The sequence below is a fragment of the Skermanella sp. genome (assembly GCF_059503625.1).
Window position 1 is genome coordinate 12,506 of sequence record NZ_JCACHA010000305.1, and the last position, 17,100, is coordinate 29,605.

Sequence of the window (17,100 nt, forward strand, 5' to 3'; positions counted from 1 at the left end):
GTGAACGTGGTTCCTGTACCCCCGCTCCTGGCCGCCTCGGCGGGGCCCCGCGACCTCGTGGCACAGGTGACGACATCGCGCATCGCCCAGGAGGTGGCCGACGCCCCGGGCCGCTGTTCGCTCTTCCAAATCGTGGGCTTCGGCGCGGACCTCACCAGCGCCGCCGCCCTACGCGTCGCACGCGACGTCCCGGGAGCGCTGGTCCAGGTGCATGGCAGCCTGTCCGACGGGACGCTCCCGCCGGAGATGCTGACGGCCGAGAACCTAACCTACTTTCGGTCAATGGCCCGCCCTGTAGGCGTCTCCGCCATCGTGTTCGCGGTCCCAACTCAGCAACTGGACGTGGTCGGCAAGACCGCGGCGGAAATCAGGCAGCTGTCCGAGCGGTCGCTGCTTGACCACCCGGACCTCTGGATGGACGCCTGCGCCAATCTTCCCTCCCTGAACGACAGGCAGAAGGCCCACCTAGCCAGTGTGTTCCGCGGCATCGTCGGCTCGGGTGTCCTAGTCCGCGGCCTTGCGATGTTTGCGCGCTTCGTCCACGCGCTCGACATGCACTTCCACTCGATGACGATCGAACGTGCGTTGGACGAAGCCCTTCCGGAGCTTCGCATCCCGCGTGGGGCGGGCCGCTTCAAGGAGTTCAGCGTTCGCGGCCCGATTCGGTCGCCGGAGAAATGGGCGGAGGCGTTCCAGGAGGTGCATGGGCGGACGGACGACGCCCTGTACCTCCGCACCGAAAGAGGGGCCCCTCTCGATCGTGCTGCGCTTCGCGAAAAGCTCAGCGACCTGTGCGGCGACGACCGCTTGACCCAGGACGAGGCGGACATCCTGTCTGCTCTCATCAAGGACCATGCCCTGGAGCCGGGCAAGTGGCAGCCGTCCCAGGAGGTGGCCGTCGCTCTCCGCTGGGACGTCGTCGAGCAACTCGTCACGACCACGAAGCGCGAGAAGGTCGCCGCGCTCGGCAAGGCCACGCTGACGTTCTTCGAGACGCGGATGCCGAAGGAACTCTCCTCGGCGGACAGGCAAGTTCTCGAAGCGGTCAGCCAGATCGACGGCGCCGACGACGAGGAGCGGGAGTTCTTCTTCCGGCACAGGGACAACCTGAAGGAGGACAGCCGCCTGCTGAAGCGTTGGGAGCGCTACGTCTTCAGCAAGACGGAGGAACACTCGGACTTCGTGCTCGGCCTGTTCGTCGCCATCGCGGACCTGATTGGGGCGGCGGAGAAGCTGCCGCCGGAGCCGCGCGTCTTCGTCCGCCTGCAGGGTGCCGACAAGGCGTCGTTCTGGGAGAAGCACAACGCCGAACTCTGCCGATTCCTCCGCGACAGGTATCGTGGCCTACCGACTATCCTCGAACAGGCGGGCGTTCTCTGCGACTTCGGGCTCTGCTGGTCCGGCGAATGGGACAAAGGCGACGGCGCGAGCGTCAAGACATCCGCGGCCTCGCGCCAGTTCAAGTTCGACATCTTCGTGGTTCCAGCGGCCGATCTGCTCAACGGGGGGCCGTCGGCGCAGGCGCTCCGCAAGGTGGCGCACACCACGCAGTTGGTCTGGTCGATGCCGCTCAGCTCCTTTGCCTCCAGCTACTCCGCGAACATGCGAGAGGTTGCCGGTCCCTTGGACGGAAGTGCCCTGCTCGGCTCGGGCCGCTTCTCGCGGGCGCAGGCGACGGACCGTCTCACAGACGACCGGATCGACCTGACCAAGCGCGGCTCGGTGCAGGATGCCTTCGGCCGCGAGGACGGGATGCTCGCCGACGCGAACGACCCTGGTCTGGATGTCGGCCGCCAGTTCGAAGCGGGGTTGGCGCGGCTCCGCGCCGAGGGCGTCCTTGGCCAGGCCGCGGCGGACACCATCGGCGCGCGGTTCTCCGATTTCAGGTCGGCCTACGAGGAAGCCGTCAGGGCGATGGTGGAAAAGCCGGGAGAGGGCCTCGCTTCGCCCGCGCACTTCCGGCAATCGCGGGCGTACGGTAACCTGCTTGCCGAGCTCCGGAGGTCCGCCCGCAAGGATGACTGCCGCTCGGCGCTTTGGCGCCCGATGCTGGCGCTCGGGGTCGCCTTCTCCGAGGATCGGCCGCGCGCCGCCATCTGCACGCCCTGGCACCCCTTCAGGCTTGCCGAGGCAGCGACCAAGGCGAGGCGCGTGGCCGAGGCGCTACGGCGTATCGTCTCGACCGACGCTCTCGATTGGGATGTCCAGACCTTCGCCAAGTCCGTGGCGCGCTTGGGCACCGGCGGCTGGCACCCGGGAGTGGTGGTCTGCCAGGAGGCGCCGAGGCCTCGCCTGCTGGCTGAGACCGAGAGCTACGCCGACTTCGGCCTCATGGAGGCGCCCACCGCTGACCAGGGGGCCGAGGAGTCGTTCGAGTCGCACGCGGGTATGGCGGCGAACGCGCTGCTCGATGAGGTCAGGAACTACCTGGATCTCCAGCCGCATGAACGCTCGAACTTCTCGGTCACCCTCTACAACGCCGACAACCGTGACCTCCCCGCGCGTGTCGCCGACCGGCTCGCGCGCATGGTAGAGAGCGAGAGGGACCTGCGCTGCGACCTCATCCTGACGCACGCCGACCAGTCGAGGCTTCGGCAGATCTACGCGGAGCAGAACGTCGCGATCAGCCAGGAACTCGACGGGGTGCTGGCGAGCGAGGCGACCGCAGGCTTCCTGTCGCGGCTGCGAGTGGGTTTCCTGGATGTCGGGGATTTCGACGCGGGGAAGCAGGTCCAGAGCGCCTCTGACGTGGTGTTCCTCCATGACGTCATTGCACGCAGCGCCTCCACCGCCTGGCGCCGCGCAGGCGACCCGCCGGGCGGCTGGCTGGCGTTCGACGAGCACGTCCCAGAGTGCGAGACAAGGCGCCGCCACTCGGAGCTCGGCTCGCGGAAAACCGAGGTCCTGCTCGTACCGCCGGGTAGGCCCGAGGAGGTTCAGTCCTACCTCGACCTCGTCCGGGACTACCACGATGACAACCGTGACGCGCCAGAAGGCCACTTCGTCCCGGTGCGGGAGATCAGCTTCGACGACGGCGGCGTAGGGGCGGTGATTCGGCAGGCCCACCAAGTGGCCCACTGGGTGGTGACCTACGACGCCATCGCGGACCTCCAGCTCTTCCGCAGCAACGGCGTCGAGATCATCCGCTTCGTGACGAAGCCGGGCAGCGACCACAACCTCGTCGTGTCCACGCGGCACCCCGGCACCATGCTTCTCGGCAAGCTGACCGATGCCATTGGGCCCATCATCGGCGAGCCGGGCGACGCGGCCCAGCGCACGGCCGAAGCCTGCGTGAGGGAGGCGGCCCGTATCTCCGGCAGGGTGGTCCTCAGGGCCGCCCGCCTGGAGAACAATGCCTTGGAGCTCCTGGGCCTTGTCCTGAGCAAGCGCGTTGTCGCCGACTCTGTGCCCGAGGGCTTCGTGCCGGTGGCTTGGCTGCTGCTCGACGACTTTGCGGACTGGCTCGGCCACACCGGGAAGAAGGCCGACCTCCTGGTGGCCTGCTTGGGGGAGGAGGATGGGACTCCTGTGCTCGACCTCGTCGTGGTCGAGAGCAAGTTCGTGAACGTGGCCGACGAGGCGGCGTCGCTGGCCAAGTCCATGTCGCAGATGCGGGCGACCACCAACGACCTCCGGGACCGCGTCGTCCTGCAGAAGGACTCCTTGAACAGGCCGACGTGGCTGACGAGGCTGGCGGACCTGCTACTCGAACACGGCTCGTTCACTTCGACCCCGGCCGGGCGCTCCGCACAGGAATGGGCGCGTCTTGTCAGGGCCGACGAGGTATCCACCCGGATCCGCGGGGTGTCGCTGGTATTCGTCCACGACCGGACGGATGGGAGGCCAGACCCCCTGCCGTCTCCGAGCCCGGAGCAAGCACAGGTGACGTTCGACCGTACGGATATTGCGACTATCCTCCGCGAGGTTCGTCACGCTAGCGAGCAGGCACAATGAAGATCGAACTTCCTCCTCCGGCGACAGCCGCGTTCGCGCCCTTGGGGCGGACAGAGCCTCCGCGGCTGGTGTCCTCCACTCCCGAGGCCCAGGACAAGCTTACTCGGCCGCCCATCCCGCCTAACAGCGGGAGCGACAGTGGCCAGACGATCGCTCACGTCCGCGCGCCTGCGGCAGACAGCGACAGCCTGTCGGAGGCTCATGCTGGCGCGTACCCGCCCGAGGTGATGTCGTTCGTGCGGAAGCACATCCGGCAGGACTCGGAGTTAGCGGCGAACGAGTGGCTCGAAGCGACGAAGCACCGGCTCAGGGTCGCCCTGCGCGGCTACGCACTCGATGCTGAGATTGTCGGCGCCCGGCTGACGCCCAACGCGGCGCTCGTGCGGTTCAAGGGCACCGATCGCATGACGTTGGCGGAGGTCGAGAAGCGCCGCGAGGTGCTCCTTACCTCCCACGGCTTGGACATCATTGCCGTTCGGCCGGAGAAGGGTGAGGTGGTGGTCTCGGTGGCTCGCGAGCAGAGGGCCATACTTGACCTATGCGCGGCCTGGCAGCGCCGGGCACTCCCTTCAGGGGCGCCCCAATCCAACACCAGCTTCCTCCTCGGGGAGCGCGAGATGGACGGGGGGCTGCTCTACCTGAACCTAGGTGCTGCGTTCGGTGCGCAGCCGCAGCACGGGCCACACACGCTCATCGCGGGCGAGACCGGCGGCGGCAAGGGCGTGCTGACGCGCAACATCATCCTCGACATCTGCGCCACCAACTCACCTCGGGAGGCGCGCATCCGGATGGTCGATCCGAAGAGCGGCGGGGACTATCCATGGATTGAGACCATGCCGCACCTCGACGGCGGGCTAGTCCGCACGCAGGAGGAGGCGGTCGAGACGCTGAAGGGTTTGGTCGAGGAAATGGAGCAGCGCTACATCGCCATCACGAAGGTGGCGCCGAACATCGACCGCTACAACCAGAAGGTGCCGCCCGAGCACCGCTTGCCGCGCATCTACTTCTTCCATGACGAGCTCGGCGACTGGATGGCCGACAAGGACAACGCCGCTTACCGCGAGGCCGTGGAGAGCTACGTCGTCAGGCTGGCCTCGAAAGCGCGGGCCGCCGGCATACACCTGTTCCTCATCACGCAGCGGCCCGACAAGGACGCGCTGCCGGGGCAGATCAAGGCCAACATGAACAACAAGATTTGCCTGCGGGTCTCCTCGCAGGTGAACTCGCGCATCGTGCTTGATGAAGGCGGAGCAGAGGACCTCCTCGGCCACGGGCACTTTGCGGCGAAGCTAGCCAACGAGCGCCCCTCGAACCAGACGAACCTGACGTTTGCCCAGAGCCCGTTCCTCGACGACGACCTCGCCTTTGATTTAGCCGCCGCAATCGCGGCGCATTGGCGGGGGTAGAAATGGCCCGCCGCCCGCTGGCAGGCACTGGGAAGCGAGTCGGCGGTGCGCTGTACGTGCATTCCAGCGCGCTCGATGACGAAATGCGGCGCGTGGTCGAGCGTGCTGTGGCCGTCGCTGGGGGCATCGAGTGGAACGTAGCGAAAGTAACGCCGGGGTCGGTTTCGCTGCTCCTCTACGAGGACTTCGACACCGCCCCGTTCCCGGCGTTGCTCACGTCCCTGAAGGTGGACCTGGAGACAGGCGCCAAGACGCCGATAGACTACAGGAAGCGGGAGAACCCGCCCATCCTCCACCGGAAAGAAGCGCTGCTGCCGTCCAGCGACGCAAGGCGCCCGAAGTTCGCGGCACTGACGCGAGCGGCCGAGGAGCACGGCCTGTTCGCGGAGCCGACCAAGATCGGCAACCGGCGGCAATGGGCTAACTTGCTGGCGTCCAAGGGCCTTCGCGTCGAGGGGCAAGCCATCGTGCCGGTGGGCGTGGAGGCCTTGGAAGTGGCCCGCCACAAAACGGCGATCCCGAGGCGCGACCTATCGCAGCCCATGCAGTTGGCCGTTGGCCACGGCGTCCTCGGGCCGGGCAGCGACGTCTTCGACTACGGCTGCGGCCTGGGCGACGACGTGGCCGCGCTGACGGCGGCGGGATATGAGGCGTTTGGCTGGGACCCGCACCATGCCCCCGACGGCCCCCGTCGACCCGCCGAGTTGGTGAACCTCGGCTTTGTGCTGAACGTGGTCGAGGACCGGCACGAACGCGCGGAGACCCTGCGTGCCGCCTGGTCTTTCGCGCGGCGCGCCATGGTCGTGGCCGTCATGGTCATGGGGAAGGCCAACCTGACGGCGCTGCGGCCCTACCGGGACGGTCACCTGACCTCCCGGGGCACCTTCCAAAAGTACTTCGGCCAGCAGGAACTCCGGGACTTCATCGAGGAGGTACTGGGTGAGGCACCGCTTGCCCTGGGGCCCGGCGTCTTCGCCGTATTCCGGGACAAGGAACTGGAACAGGAGGTCCTGTTCCGGCGCCAGTCGCGCGCCGTCGTTCGCCCGGTGGGCATGCGCCCGCCGGAGCGCGACCGGACCCAGATTGGAACCATCCGGCCGAACTTGATAGAGCGCATCCGGCCCGAACTTGAGGCGCTCTGGGAGGAGATGCTCTCGCGTGGGCGGGCGCTGGATCCCGAGGAGTTCCCCCGGGGCCTGGCGGAGCGCTTCCGCGCGGCCGGGGTGTCCGCCGCGCGCGCGACGGCGATGTGCCTCTCCGAGCTTTTTGATCAGGAGCAGATGGCCGTCGCCTCGGGGACGCGCCGTGAGGACCACCTGATCCGGTTCGCGATGTTGATGTTCCCGGGCGCGCCGCGCTACGCGACGCTGCCTCGGTCGCTCCAGCGGGACGTCAGGACTTTCTTCAGTAGCCACGCTGCTGCTCTGGAGGAGGCAAGGCGCCTCATGTTCTCGGCGGGCAAGCCGGACGCCGTCCAGGCGGGCATCGACGCCGCCGCCTCGGCGGGCTTGGGCGCCATGCGTGACGCCCACACCTTCAGGTTCGCGGCATCGACGCTCGACCGACTACCCCCTGTCGTCCGGCTCCGCGTCCTGTGCGGTGGCCTGCTCCGTGGAGGCGTCGAGGGTGCTGACTTCATCGACATGAAGCTCAACGCGCCGCGGCTGAAGTTCATCCAGTGTCTCGACGCCTCGGCTCGGCTGCCCGTCATCTCCGAGACCACGCGGGTGGATCTTGGCCGGGCCAGGGTCACGGTAGATCGGCCCGAAGGCCTAGTGCTCTACCTTAAGGGGCGCTTCCTGCCCGCTGACGCGCCGGAACGGGAAGAGCAGGTGGCGTTCGACGGCAAGCTGCTCGCCTCGGGCATCGTGAGCCCCGACGGCAGGGGGCCGCGCATGGCGGAACTGCAGGAACTGATGCGGAAGCGCCAAAGCGAGCAAGCAGACGGCCAAAACCGACCCGACACCGCTGGGCAGCCCAGCTAGGGCGTAGCTTGGAGAGGGGCGCGTGGAAGTGACCGGTGGGTGGCCCGACGTGGAGGTGCAATTCACTTCCCGGCCTCGGCCAGCCTGTAGGTGTCACAGCTCGGCACTTGCGTGAGATTACCAGGATCACCGAGCACGAGATGCACGAGGGCGTGCTGTTGTGCATCCGTGCCCACCGCCACGTACTCGATGCGCGACCGGTTACGAAGCCTTCGCTGCATTGAGCGATGCGCACCAGCACGTCGGGCATCGGGGCCGCTCACCGCAGCGAAATTGACCGGGAGGCTCGCCCTCAGATGCAGTTGCATGGCCGCTTGGATTGCGAAACTGACCGTCTGATGCGCGCCCGCAAGCTATTGCTTTAGCTCAATTTTTTTGCCTGGCGAACTAGATCGGCCAAGTGCACAGGTCTGGAGAGAATTGCCGGAGAGAAAGCGGTTTCCGCCCTTTTCCACGCGGTGCCAGTGCAGAGGTCTGCCCCGAAAACCCCAGGAAACCTGCCACTCAGCGCGGGGCTTGGTCAGGCGGAGAGCACGACTCGCATGGGAACTGGCGGAGGCTTGGGGTTTGACCCATGCTCATGACGAGCCAGCTTCGTTTACTTTGGCCGTACTCACAGGTCACCACTTCTGCGGTCGGTCGAGTGTCAGCACGGAGCCGCGCCCGTACTGCGCTTCCAGCACCTGTCGCGCTTTGCCGCTGTCGTCGGCCTGGATCGTCATCCGCTGCGTCAGCCCATTGGGCAGGCGCACGACCGCCACGAACTCATCCATGCCATGATCCTCTTGCCGGTGATCGAGGGGGCCGGCCGACGATGGCCGACCCGTTGCGACAGGTAGAGTCGGCCGTCAGGCAGCCTTCGTGCCGGTTCGGCGCTTGAACGCCTTGCTGCGTTCCTGCGCCGCCGTCGCCAACTGCGCATCCAACTCTCCAGACCGCACCGCCGCGAGCAGGGTGTCGATCACGCCGGGCAGCGAGTCGAGCCCGCCCACCTCCACGCTGGTGCTGCCGGCCTTGTCCAGCGGCAGTGGCTTGGCGCCGTAGCGCACCATAAAATGCACGGTGCCGGTCGCGTCCTCGAACCAGTCGCGCCGCACATGCACGGGGTGCATCACCCGCACCCGTTCGCCGGAATCGTTCGTCCGGTAGACGGGGCGCGTCGCCTCCAGCGCGTGGCCATCCACGTGGGCCGCGAGCAACTGCTTCTGCTGCTCAAGGTGGGCGATGACCTTCGCCCTCGCGCGCCCCTTGGCGTCGGCAGGGGCAGCGATGGGCGCAGCCTTGCCCAGCTTGAGGGTTTTAAGCACGGACATCCGGGGCTCCTGTTCTGCTTCCGTGCCAATCGCTCTACAGCCATCGTCCAGAAGGCCAACCGAAAAGGCGGGACCAACTCCACCTTTCTCGCCGTCACGGGAGCCGTCCGGTTCGGCAGGCGTGCCCGCGGGCGAAGCCTGGCGCCACGAGCGCCCTACGGAGCCCGCACAGGGGCGCGTAGGGCTGGGACGCACGCAGAGTGCAGGGAGGTGGCCATTCCCCTGTATGACCCGCGCAGGGGCGGGAAGGGGCATGCCCCGTGCGAGCCCTACGTAGCCCGCGCAGGGGCAGCACCGAAGCGGGGCACGGGCGCGGGGTGCTGCATCGGCAGCGAACGCCCTCTACGACCCCTGTAGGACGTGGATGGCGGCGATGGGCATCGGCCGGCGCCCAGGACACGGCAGCGACAATGATCGGTTGTCCTGCCGGACGACAATGCTAGAGCCGGAGCCGGCCGGTGCGGCAGGCACCCCGAAGCAGACGGAGCGCGGGGTGATCGCCAACATCGCCGACAACCGGCGTAAGAAGGACAGGTGGCGCCGGATCTGGGGCGTTGTGGAGCCGACGGCCGCGGACTGCTGCGCCGATGGCGCTCCCTGGGACGCGGCAGTCGCCTGCGGCGGCTAGGGGCCCGCGCCTCTGCCTGAGGTGCTGGCCTGGGCTGGCGGCTACACTGGCCACGTCACCCTCTACCTCTACGACCATGAGCCATTCGAAGGCGCCGACACCGAGGAGGGGGGCGCACAGCAGGAAAGGAGCAAGCATGGGGCACATCGTCCTGCTCGGAGACTCCGTGTTCGACAACGGCGCCTATGTCATGCCCGGTGAGCCGGACGTTGTCCGGCAACTGCGAGGGCGCCTGCCTACCGACTGGCGCGCGACCCTGGCTGCGGTAGACGGCGCGGTGACTCGCAGCGTGCGTGGGCAGCTTGAGCGGCTGCCGCGCGACGCCACGCACGTGGTCGTCAGCATTGGTGGGAATGACGCCCTCCGCCGGCAGGATGTCCTCGACTTGCGGGTAGGATCGGTCGCTGAGGCCTTGCTCAGGATCGCCGAGGTGCGTGATGCGTTCGCGCGCGACTACCGGGCCATGCTCGACGCGGTGCTCGGTCGCGGCCTGCCGACTGCGGTCTGCACGATATACGACCCGCGCTTCCCCGATCCGGTCCGGCAGCGCGCGGCGGTCGCGGCGCTGGCCGCGTTCAACGACGTCATCACCCTCGAGGCGTTCGGGCGCGGCTTGCCGCTGGTCGACCTGCGCCTGGTCTGCAGTGACGACGCCGACTACGCCAACCCGATCGAGCCCAGTGCCCGCGGTGGGGCGAAGATTGCCTCCGCCATCACTGAGCTCGTCCTCCGGCACGACTTCGCCCGGCGCCGCTCCGAGGTCTTCGCCCGGGGGTGAGGGCGGCTCCTCCGTTGCGAGGGAGTAGGTCGGTTCAGGTCCGCTGATGCCGCTAAACGGAGATGCCGGGCACAACGAGGTCCTCCAGCGCGCGGCGCACTTCCTCCTCCATGCCGATGGCCTTCCGCGTCGTGAGGTCAAAGGAGACCCCGACGGCTTCGGCCGCAGCGACTGCCGCTCCGCTTTCGCCGTCGAAGAGCCAGTGCGCCCAGGTCGTGGTCTTGCTCCCCACGGCCTTCAGGCCGCTGTGGACCGTGAGCAGATCGCCGGCCCGGATGGGGCGGTGGTAGATCAGACGGTACTCGAGCGCCGCACTGCCGACCTTGCCGCTGGGCTGGCCTTCCCCGCGCACGCCGCGGGCCGGCGAGTTCGGCACGCCGTCCCAGATGCGGGCGATCACGCCATCGGCGCGCATCAAGCCGTGTTCGTTGCACTCCGCGATCTGGACCGAGCCCTTGTGGGTCAGGCGCAGGCCGAGCTCCACCGCGCGCTCCAAGGACAATGGCTCACGCGGAGGGCCGAAGCCGAGGCCCCGCGGGGCGGCGTAGTCCGGTACAGCGCCGGTGAGAGGTGCCGCCGCCTCGGCGATGCCAGAGGGCAGGGGGCGAGGGGCCCCGGTCCTCGTGTCGACCAGCACTGCATCAGTTACGATCGTCGCCGCCACGGCGCCGGCGGCGACGTTCCGGATCTCCTGGTAGAGCCTGAGGGTCTGGCCGCGACGCTGGACGACCCCGCCATGGAGCGAGAACGGGGTACCGGCCGGGAGCTCACGGACGAAGCGGATGTGCTGGTCGGCCGATACCAGCCCGGCCCCGTGCTCGCGCGCGTATGCGGGGCTTAATCCGAGCTCAAACCCCAGCCAGTCCAGGGCTTCGAGGGCGCGCGAGACGTAGTGCCGGACGTTCATGTGTCCCATCACGTCGCATTCGCCCACCTGTACGCTGCCCATCCCGATTTCGATCACCGCGCCCTCCTATAACCTTGGCCTGGCGGCTGCCCAGTCAGCACGCCCGGGCAGGGACGGCAACACGCTCCGGCACCGGGCCATGTGGCGGTGCGTTCTGCTTCCACGGCGGCATCCAACCGCTGCCGATCCGGCAACAGGACGAAGGCGTGAGCGCTAGACCGGACACACGGAACGCACGGCCCCACGGCACCGCGCAGCTCCTCGGCCTGCGACGAGCCGAGCTGGACGCGCTCTTCGCCAGTGCGGAAGCCGGGCCGGTGCCGGATGGCGAGCACCGTGGAACCCTCATCCTCCCGCTGGACGCCGTGCCCCTACGCGGCATCGCGGCATCGGCCGGGCGCCTGGCGTGGCGCGGCAAGGTCTTCGATGCCGGGGCGCGACGGGTGACCAACCGGTTGCTGCCCTTCGGGATCCGCGCCATCACCGCCGAGGTCCGCAGGGGGGCGAGCCGGCTGGACGGGCACGAGTGCATTATCCTCGATTACTCCCGGACCTCGCTGGTCGCGCGCGGCGTCCGCGACGAGCTGCGGCTGCTCCGGCCGGGTCTCTACCTGGGCCGGGCGTACTGGCATGGGCTCCGGATCGCCGACTTCGCCCTCGAAGCCTGACCGGCGCGCCCGGCCTCGTGGCGTATAGACACCACGACCATATTCCCTACCACCCTGCCAACGGAGGCCACCATGCCGCTGCCCATCAGGCCGTCCCTGCTCGGTCGCCGTCTCCTGGTCTCGGGGCTTGCCGCCACGGCGGTCGGGCCGCTGATCACGGGCACGGTGGGGCTGGCCCAGACCACCTCGCTCCTGCCGACCCCACGGCAGACGGCCGGGCCGTTCTACCCGGTGGACTGGTCAGGCGACGCGGATGCCGACCTGGTGCAGGTATCGGGTGAGGCGGCGCGGGCGCAGGGCGTTGTGACGCATCTGCGCGGCCACGTGCTGGACGCGCGGGGCGAACTCGTGCCCGGCACGGTGGTGGAGATCTGGCAGTGCGACGTCTTCGGCCGCTACCGCCATCCCCGTGACCGGGCAGACGGGCGCGACCCAGGTTTCCAGGGTCGAGGGCGGGCCGCCACGGGGCCGGACGGCAGCTACGCCTTCCGCACCATCCGGCCGGTCCCATACCCTGGGCGGACGCCGCACATCCATGTTGCGGTGATGACGCCGGGGCGGGTGCCGGTGGTGACGCAGTTTTACGTGGCCGGCGAGCCGCTGAATGAGCGTGACGGGCTGTTCAATGCCCTGCGCGATCCACGCCAGCGCGAGGCGGTGCTGCTGCGCCTGGGACCTGCTGACCGGATCGAAACCGGCGCCCTGCTAGCCAGCCGCGACATCGTGCTCGGCTAGCCGGGCAGGGCAGGCTGGAGGTGTCATCCGGAACCGGATGCTTGGATGCCAGTTCTGGCGGGATCCTGCGCGGAGGACATCATGGCACAGCAAGGCAAGGAGCCGGCGCGGTCCGACGACGACCGGCACGAGAAGGCTCGGGACCTCGGCGAAGCGGCGCTTGGAAAGCTCGCTGAGGGGCAGGAGGCCGAAGCCGACCAGTTGATCGAGCAAGCCAAGAAGCTCGACCAATCGGCGCTAGAGGAAATCGTGGAGGATCTCGACGAGGATGCCGGGTCGAACCCGGATGCGGCCAAGAGGGCACCTGGCTGATCGCCGAGATTGCCTACCGGGTGGGCGCCGGGCTCGTTGAAGTCCTTCGCCGCGGCAAAGCCCTGCTCGGCGCCCTCGTTGGCGCTCAGGCCGTGTGATGTCCCGCTATCACCCCGGAACCCGACAAGAGCCACGTCTGGCCGCAACTGCGGCGTTGCGCATGGCGTTCGGGGGTGATGGAACAGCAGATCACTATTGCCCGCCCAGCCGACGAGGTCTTTGCCTATCTGGCTGACCTCGCCCATCTCCGTGACTGGTTGCCGCAACTGCGTCGTGAGGAGACGGAGCTGCCGGACGCTGGGTTGGAAAGCGACCGTGCCGCCGGCACGGTGCGCTGGTCCTTTGACCCGGCTGGGGAGTGGCGAGTGCATGGGACAGAGGGGGTGACGACGCTGACACTGCATCTGCAGCGCGACACCGCCCCGGCGGCTGACCCCACCGGACCGGAGACGCCGCAGGACGCAGCCCGATTTAGCGCGGAAGCCGCGTTGCAGAGCTTGAAATCTCACCTCGAGCGGGCCGGAGGCGGCGATCCGGACCTGCATACAGCCGATGTTTCGAGCCGTGCTTTTGGCCACAGCGCCACCAGCGACCCAGACATCTGAGCCATACAGCCTCAAGTTGGTCAGCGGCTCCAACCCCGCTCCGGGTCAGTGCGGCGAGACAGTCGCGCCTTCCGTAAGGTCAACAGGAGACTTTTCGCTCGGGGATTGACCGGCGCACCGCAAGGCGCCGACAGGAACAGCGCCAGCGACCGCGCTGGTCAGCCGCAGCGGCGGCAAAGGTCGGTCTGCAGCACGTATCACCATTTGAGGGCATCGATCTAACGGGGCTGCAGCGTAATAAAATTACGCACTAAGAACGTCTTGAGCAACTTCCTGCGCCGCAGGAGTGTGAACTGCTCCTGGTCTCTTTCAAGGACGACGTAGGTCCGCCGCGGCGGCGGTCAGCAGCTGCGCCATCGCCGCCATCGTGTCCGCCAATTACCTCTCGTTCATCGGACCTGCTGGAAGAGCCGGCGCTTTGCACGCACGCCTCGGGCTGCGTTGGGGTGTCCTCCGGGGCGTAGGTGCTGGTCCTGGGCTCGAAGGCCGGGAGTTCGTGGAAGGCTTCGGGCACGGCGACGCGCTGCACCTTGGCGGCCCGCAACGCCCAGTTCTTCAGTTTCACCGTCAGCTGGCCCCAGCCTCGGTATATGTCGAGCGCCTTCTGAGCGATGCTTCTGTATTGCGCAGGCGAGTTCTCGAGCAGCGTTTCGAGAAATGCTTCGATCTGGTCCATGGGATGTCGTCCTCTGAAATGGGTGGCCCGCCGGCGGCTGATATGGCCGGCGGGCCCGGTCTTGGTCCGGACGACGTGGTGACCAAGAGAACCGACCTTGCATTGGTGCCCCGATCTGGAGCGTGGCGGCCACCTCCGATGTCGTCCGGAGAGGCCCGGTAACCAGCCCGCCTCTCAGGGGTATTTATCCGGTCAAACCCGCAGAGCGGGCTGGTCGGCGTGGGCATCCGATCCATCTGCGCTGTACCGGTGGGTAGTGGTAGTCGGCCCTGAGGCCGTGGCATCACGCGGACGCGTCGCTGCGCGGACCGTGCAGGGGCGGTGCTTGCGGTCAGGCAGCAGAGAACAACAGCGCCGTTCCAGCTCCAGCCAGGTCCGACGTGCAATGCCGTTCAGCTCCTCCGCGTGCGTCGCTATAGGAGGCCTGCCGGCGAAGGCATCGGCGATGGCCCGCACGCGCACGTACAGTGACAGCAACGCTGCCACGCTCGGCGGCCGCTGTGAGCAGACCAGGTCATCGTAATAACGGGGCCTTTTATTCAGATACCCGGTCGCAAAGGCGGCGTGGTTGGCGACCAGGCCGAGGCGCTTTAGGACGTGATAAGCGTCGTGCAGGATCATCTGCGGTTCCTCCGGGTATAAATAGGTCTACGGCATCGGCCGTATTTACCGCTTCAGTCGTCCTCGACGACGGTGCCGATTTTTGGCCGCGGTTGCGGCCCAACAAGCAAGAACAAGGAGGGGCACATGTCCCAGATAAACGAGTGCAAGCTGCCCGACGTTGTCACGGCCTTCCGCTGGTGGAACATAAAGCAGCTGCGGAAGACTGTGCGCCTGCAGGGCCGCCGCAATGGCTAACATCGCGCCCCAGCAAATCGTGTGCGCCATGGAGAGCTATCGCCAGGGCATTCAGGCGCTGGTCGCGCAGTCAAGGCCAACGCTGTTCGTGACCTTGGCGTTCAATCGGCAGACATCGCTCGACGCTGCACGCGCCAAGCTAGAGGAATTCCAGTGCCGAATGGACCGAGCCGTTGCTGGCCGAAACTGGGATGAGCGTCCGGACCGCTGCACGACGTATATTGCCGTTGCGGAGCATGTGGAGACCAATCTCCACATCCACTCGGCGTTCGTCGTGCCTCTGGAGAGGGTCGGCAAATTCAACGCCGCGGCGCTAGTGCAGTGGCCGAAGCTGGTCGAAAGCGGCTCGATTGTGGTCGAGCTGGTGAACGACCCCATGGGCCTCGGCCGCTACATGGCCAAGGAGATCACCCCAGCAACTGGCGACAGGCTGTTGCTGCCGCGAACCCGGTAGGGTCGCCACCCTACCAACCCATAGGGGACACCGGACCAAATGCCTTCGCGACGCGTCGGCGCCCACGCCCAGATGAATTGCCTTCGCAACGCGTCGGCCATGAAGTCATCGTTCTCGTTCATCGCCTGCCATTGTGGGTCTTCCGGCTTCCGGAGCCCGCAATGGCATCGTTCACCCAGGCGATGGAGACGTAGAAGCTATAGAGTGCTGACAGCCAGTCAGAGAGAGTTCAGACATCAAGAGCGAAGTTGGACGAGATCATGTCAGGCGCACTGAGCGATGCCATCGCATCGCATCGCACCACACCCCACAGCACTCAGTGCGTCAGGAACTCAGAGAGATGGCTACCCGACAACTTCACCGGAACCACAGGCTCACCCGTGTCCCAGACGCGCCGCAGCAGCGCCTCCTGGGAGTTAATCTTCGCCGATACCTTTAATGCGGCCCGCAGATCGTCGCCGGAGGCCTCATCGCCCGGAACGATGATCCATCCCACCTCACCGTTCAGCTCAATGCCCGTCGGCGACACCGAAAGGCGGAGCGCCATTCGATACCTTGTGAGCATATCAGCATACATTAGGAACGCCTGGTCGAAAGCGTCTAGCTGGCCTGCCTCGGCACTACGCAGCCCTTCCGCATTGCTGCTGGTGCGGCATGATCGGGTTCACGATTGTGCCAATTATAATGATTTCTTACTAGCGCCGTAGATGATGCTTGGGCCCGGCCTGGTGCTCTTTGGTCGGGAAAACCTGCCGCTTGTTCGGGAAGAGGTGCGAGTGTGCACCCCACCTTCAGCACGGTCGAAGGTGAGGTCTCCTGCAAGCCAGCGAACTCAGACGTCTGGAGCGATGAAGATCGGGATCGCGACAGCCATACGGACCGACGACGTCCCGTCCCGCCAGAACAGCTGTCGATGAAGCCGCGCGGCGGAGGACCCGGCGACGTGACGCTTGCTTCAGTACTCGCTAGGCAGCAGCATCACCCACGTTGAGCCTTCCTGCACCAACCACAGCGTCACCTCTGGCAACGGGAAATCGGTCCAAGGGATCTCCTGCTTGGTAACGAACTGTTTGGAATTGCCGTTGGTCATAGTGGCGACAGCGCGGCGTTCCGCAGTGTCGACGGTCAGGGTCCAAACTTGAAAAGGCTCCGAACGAACCCGCGGGTCAGCCTGATGCGAGACGATCAGGTCGGTGAGCCAGTGGGCCTGGGCCTGCTCGGCCAGGAACACGACACCTTGGGTCATCAGAATGCGGCGGGTCAGGCCATGGCGGGTGAGCGTGTCGGAGGCAGAGAAGCCCGCGAGTGCGGTCTGCAGTTCCTGTGGGGTCATGAGGCCGCCCTCCTCAGCGGCCCTCTCTATCGATAGCCTTCTGGCTCTCGAGTCATCCGGAGACTTGCGGGGGCGGGGGCACCGCGCTCACAGCACCAAAGCTTGCGCCTATGTCGGCGGCACAAGTGGCTCCGGCGTGCTGCGCCGCGGTAGGTGCCGCCAGCAGGTTCTCAGGGCAGGACGGAAGTGCCCGCCTATGTGCGCCAGTCGAGCGAGGCTCCGATCGCAGGTGGAAGACGTAGGGCCTTCAGTGCTGGCTGGGCGCCTTTTCAGGAGCCATTGCCGGGGCCGCTCAGGATCTGGCCGGCGCTTCCGACTTGCTGGCGCCGCGGTCCGCCCAACCTCACTGAAAGGCCGCTTTAGCCTGCGGAGCGGAGGAGCAACCTACTCCTGGATCGTGACAAGCTCACGGAAAGGGATTACCGCAAGCACCTTGCCACTCTCGTCCGCTATCTCGACGCGGTGAAACAGCTGGAGCGGACGGCCAG

The 17,100-nt window shown here is 67.0% G+C and carries 17 protein-coding genes; 10 read left to right on the plus strand and 7 right to left on the minus strand.

Features of this window, described 5'->3' with window-relative positions; genetic code table 11:
* The 3 genes from AC5JJ6_RS07020 (at position 1) to AC5JJ6_RS07030 (ending at position 7,345) form a co-directional block, all read left to right on the plus strand.
* On the plus strand, positions 1–3,954 hold the full coding sequence (locus AC5JJ6_RS07020; RefSeq protein WP_496041345.1) for a hypothetical protein: 3,954 nt from the start codon (positions 1–3) through the stop codon (positions 3,952–3,954).
* The gene (locus AC5JJ6_RS07025; RefSeq protein WP_496041346.1) at positions 3,951–5,360 is read left to right on the plus strand and encodes an FtsK/SpoIIIE domain-containing protein; all 1,410 of its coding nucleotides are present in this window, start codon (positions 3,951–3,953) and stop codon (positions 5,358–5,360) included. The genes AC5JJ6_RS07020 and AC5JJ6_RS07025 overlap by 4 nt, the downstream gene beginning before the upstream one ends.
* 107 nt (positions 5,361–5,467) lie before the next feature.
* Positions 5,468–7,345 (plus strand): DNA phosphorothioation-associated putative methyltransferase, encoded by a 1,878-nt coding sequence (locus AC5JJ6_RS07030; protein ID WP_496041347.1) that lies wholly within the window; start codon positions 5,468–5,470, stop codon positions 7,343–7,345.
* 620 nt (positions 7,346–7,965) lie between these two features.
* Here AC5JJ6_RS07030 and AC5JJ6_RS07035 read toward each other — a convergent pair.
* Together AC5JJ6_RS07035 and AC5JJ6_RS07040 are read right to left on the minus strand one after the other, a co-directional pair.
* Positions 7,966–8,118 (minus strand): hypothetical protein, encoded by a 153-nt coding sequence (locus AC5JJ6_RS07035; protein WP_496041348.1) that lies wholly within the window; start codon positions 8,116–8,118, stop codon positions 7,966–7,968.
* A 75-nt stretch (positions 8,119–8,193) separates the two neighbouring features.
* Complete coding sequence (locus AC5JJ6_RS07040) at positions 8,194–8,658, minus strand: hypothetical protein (protein ID WP_496041349.1); 465 nt, start codon at positions 8,656–8,658, stop codon at positions 8,194–8,196.
* 373 nt (positions 8,659–9,031) lie between these two features.
* Between AC5JJ6_RS07040 and AC5JJ6_RS07045 the strand changes: the two genes are divergently transcribed.
* Both AC5JJ6_RS07045 and AC5JJ6_RS07050 read left to right on the plus strand, forming a co-directional pair.
* Positions 9,032–9,286, plus strand: a complete 255-nt coding sequence (locus tag AC5JJ6_RS07045) for a hypothetical protein (protein WP_496041350.1) — start codon at positions 9,032–9,034, stop codon at positions 9,284–9,286.
* Positions 9,287–9,422: 136 nt separating this feature from the next.
* Positions 9,423–10,064, plus strand: a complete 642-nt coding sequence (locus AC5JJ6_RS07050; protein ID WP_496041351.1) for an SGNH/GDSL hydrolase family protein — start codon at positions 9,423–9,425, stop codon at positions 10,062–10,064.
* 52 nt (positions 10,065–10,116) lie between these two features.
* Here the strand turns inward: AC5JJ6_RS07050 and AC5JJ6_RS07055 are convergent, their stop codons facing one another.
* Complete coding sequence (locus AC5JJ6_RS07055; protein WP_496041352.1) at positions 10,117–11,028, minus strand: thioesterase family protein; 912 nt, start codon at positions 11,026–11,028, stop codon at positions 10,117–10,119.
* 149 nt (positions 11,029–11,177) lie between these two features.
* Between AC5JJ6_RS07055 and AC5JJ6_RS07060 the strand changes: the two genes are divergently transcribed.
* The 4 genes from AC5JJ6_RS07060 to AC5JJ6_RS07075 all read left to right on the plus strand — a co-directional run bounded on the left by AC5JJ6_RS07060 (position 11,178) and on the right by AC5JJ6_RS07075 (position 13,291).
* The gene (locus tag AC5JJ6_RS07060) at positions 11,178–11,639 is read left to right on the plus strand and encodes a hypothetical protein (RefSeq protein WP_496041353.1); all 462 of its coding nucleotides are present in this window, start codon (positions 11,178–11,180) and stop codon (positions 11,637–11,639) included.
* 72 nt (positions 11,640–11,711) lie between these two features.
* Entirely contained in the window at positions 11,712–12,374 is a 663-nt protein-coding gene (locus AC5JJ6_RS07065) for a dioxygenase family protein (RefSeq protein WP_496041354.1), read from the plus strand.
* An 81-nt stretch (positions 12,375–12,455) separates the two neighbouring features.
* The gene (locus tag AC5JJ6_RS07070; RefSeq protein ID WP_496041355.1) at positions 12,456–12,686 is read left to right on the plus strand and encodes a hypothetical protein; all 231 of its coding nucleotides are present in this window, start codon (positions 12,456–12,458) and stop codon (positions 12,684–12,686) included.
* 176 nt (positions 12,687–12,862) lie between these two features.
* Positions 12,863–13,291 (plus strand): SRPBCC family protein, encoded by a 429-nt coding sequence (locus AC5JJ6_RS07075; protein ID WP_496041356.1) that lies wholly within the window; start codon positions 12,863–12,865, stop codon positions 13,289–13,291.
* Positions 13,292–13,541: 250 nt separating this feature from the next.
* Here AC5JJ6_RS07075 and AC5JJ6_RS07080 read toward each other — a convergent pair whose 3' ends face one another.
* A complete protein-coding gene (locus AC5JJ6_RS07080) occupies positions 13,542–13,967 on the minus strand; it encodes a hypothetical protein (RefSeq protein ID WP_496041357.1) in 426 nt (141 codons plus the stop codon).
* A gap of 192 nt (positions 13,968–14,159) precedes the next feature.
* The gene (locus AC5JJ6_RS07085; protein WP_496041358.1) at positions 14,160–14,588 is read right to left on the minus strand and encodes a DUF6626 family protein; all 429 of its coding nucleotides are present in this window, start codon (positions 14,586–14,588) and stop codon (positions 14,160–14,162) included.
* Positions 14,589–14,817: 229 nt separating this feature from the next.
* Here AC5JJ6_RS07085 and AC5JJ6_RS07090 point away from each other — a divergent pair, with 229 nt between their 5' ends.
* Positions 14,818–15,279, plus strand: coding sequence for a hypothetical protein (locus tag AC5JJ6_RS07090; protein ID WP_496041359.1), 462 nt, complete (start codon positions 14,818–14,820; stop codon positions 15,277–15,279).
* A gap of 316 nt (positions 15,280–15,595) precedes the next feature.
* Here AC5JJ6_RS07090 and AC5JJ6_RS07095 read toward each other — a convergent pair whose 3' ends face one another.
* Positions 15,596–15,826, minus strand: a complete 231-nt coding sequence (locus AC5JJ6_RS07095; protein WP_496041360.1) for a hypothetical protein — start codon at positions 15,824–15,826, stop codon at positions 15,596–15,598.
* A 408-nt stretch (positions 15,827–16,234) separates the two neighbouring features.
* Positions 16,235–16,612 carry a DUF6876 family protein gene (locus tag AC5JJ6_RS07100; RefSeq protein ID WP_496041361.1) on the minus strand — a complete coding sequence of 126 codons (378 nt, stop codon included), beginning with the start codon at positions 16,610–16,612 and terminating at the stop codon, positions 16,235–16,237.
* Positions 16,613–17,100: the final 488 nt, after the last annotated feature.

Coding starts and splice junctions, on each gene's coding strand:
- AC5JJ6_RS07025 (WP_496041346.1), top strand. CDS start 3,951: ATGAAGATCGAACTTCCTCCTCCGGCGACAGCCGCGTTCGCGCCCTTG.
- AC5JJ6_RS07035 (WP_496041348.1), bottom strand. CDS start 8,118: ATGGATGAGTTCGTGGCGGTCGTGCGCCTGCCCAATGGGCTGACGCAG.
- AC5JJ6_RS07040 (WP_496041349.1), bottom strand. CDS start 8,658: ATGTCCGTGCTTAAAACCCTCAAGCTGGGCAAGGCTGCGCCCATCGCT.
- AC5JJ6_RS07045 (WP_496041350.1), top strand. CDS start 9,032: ATGGGCATCGGCCGGCGCCCAGGACACGGCAGCGACAATGATCGGTTG.
- AC5JJ6_RS07050 (WP_496041351.1), top strand. CDS start 9,423: ATGGGGCACATCGTCCTGCTCGGAGACTCCGTGTTCGACAACGGCGCC.
- AC5JJ6_RS07065 (WP_496041354.1), top strand. CDS start 11,712: ATGCCGCTGCCCATCAGGCCGTCCCTGCTCGGTCGCCGTCTCCTGGTC.
- AC5JJ6_RS07070 (WP_496041355.1), top strand. CDS start 12,456: ATGGCACAGCAAGGCAAGGAGCCGGCGCGGTCCGACGACGACCGGCAC.
- AC5JJ6_RS07075 (WP_496041356.1), top strand. CDS start 12,863: ATGGAACAGCAGATCACTATTGCCCGCCCAGCCGACGAGGTCTTTGCC.
- AC5JJ6_RS07080 (WP_496041357.1), bottom strand. CDS start 13,967: ATGGACCAGATCGAAGCATTTCTCGAAACGCTGCTCGAGAACTCGCCT.
- AC5JJ6_RS07085 (WP_496041358.1), bottom strand. CDS start 14,588: ATGATCCTGCACGACGCTTATCACGTCCTAAAGCGCCTCGGCCTGGTC.
- AC5JJ6_RS07090 (WP_496041359.1), top strand. CDS start 14,818: ATGGCTAACATCGCGCCCCAGCAAATCGTGTGCGCCATGGAGAGCTAT.
- AC5JJ6_RS07095 (WP_496041360.1), bottom strand. CDS start 15,826: ATGGCGCTCCGCCTTTCGGTGTCGCCGACGGGCATTGAGCTGAACGGT.
- AC5JJ6_RS07100 (WP_496041361.1), bottom strand. CDS start 16,612: ATGACCCCACAGGAACTGCAGACCGCACTCGCGGGCTTCTCTGCCTCC.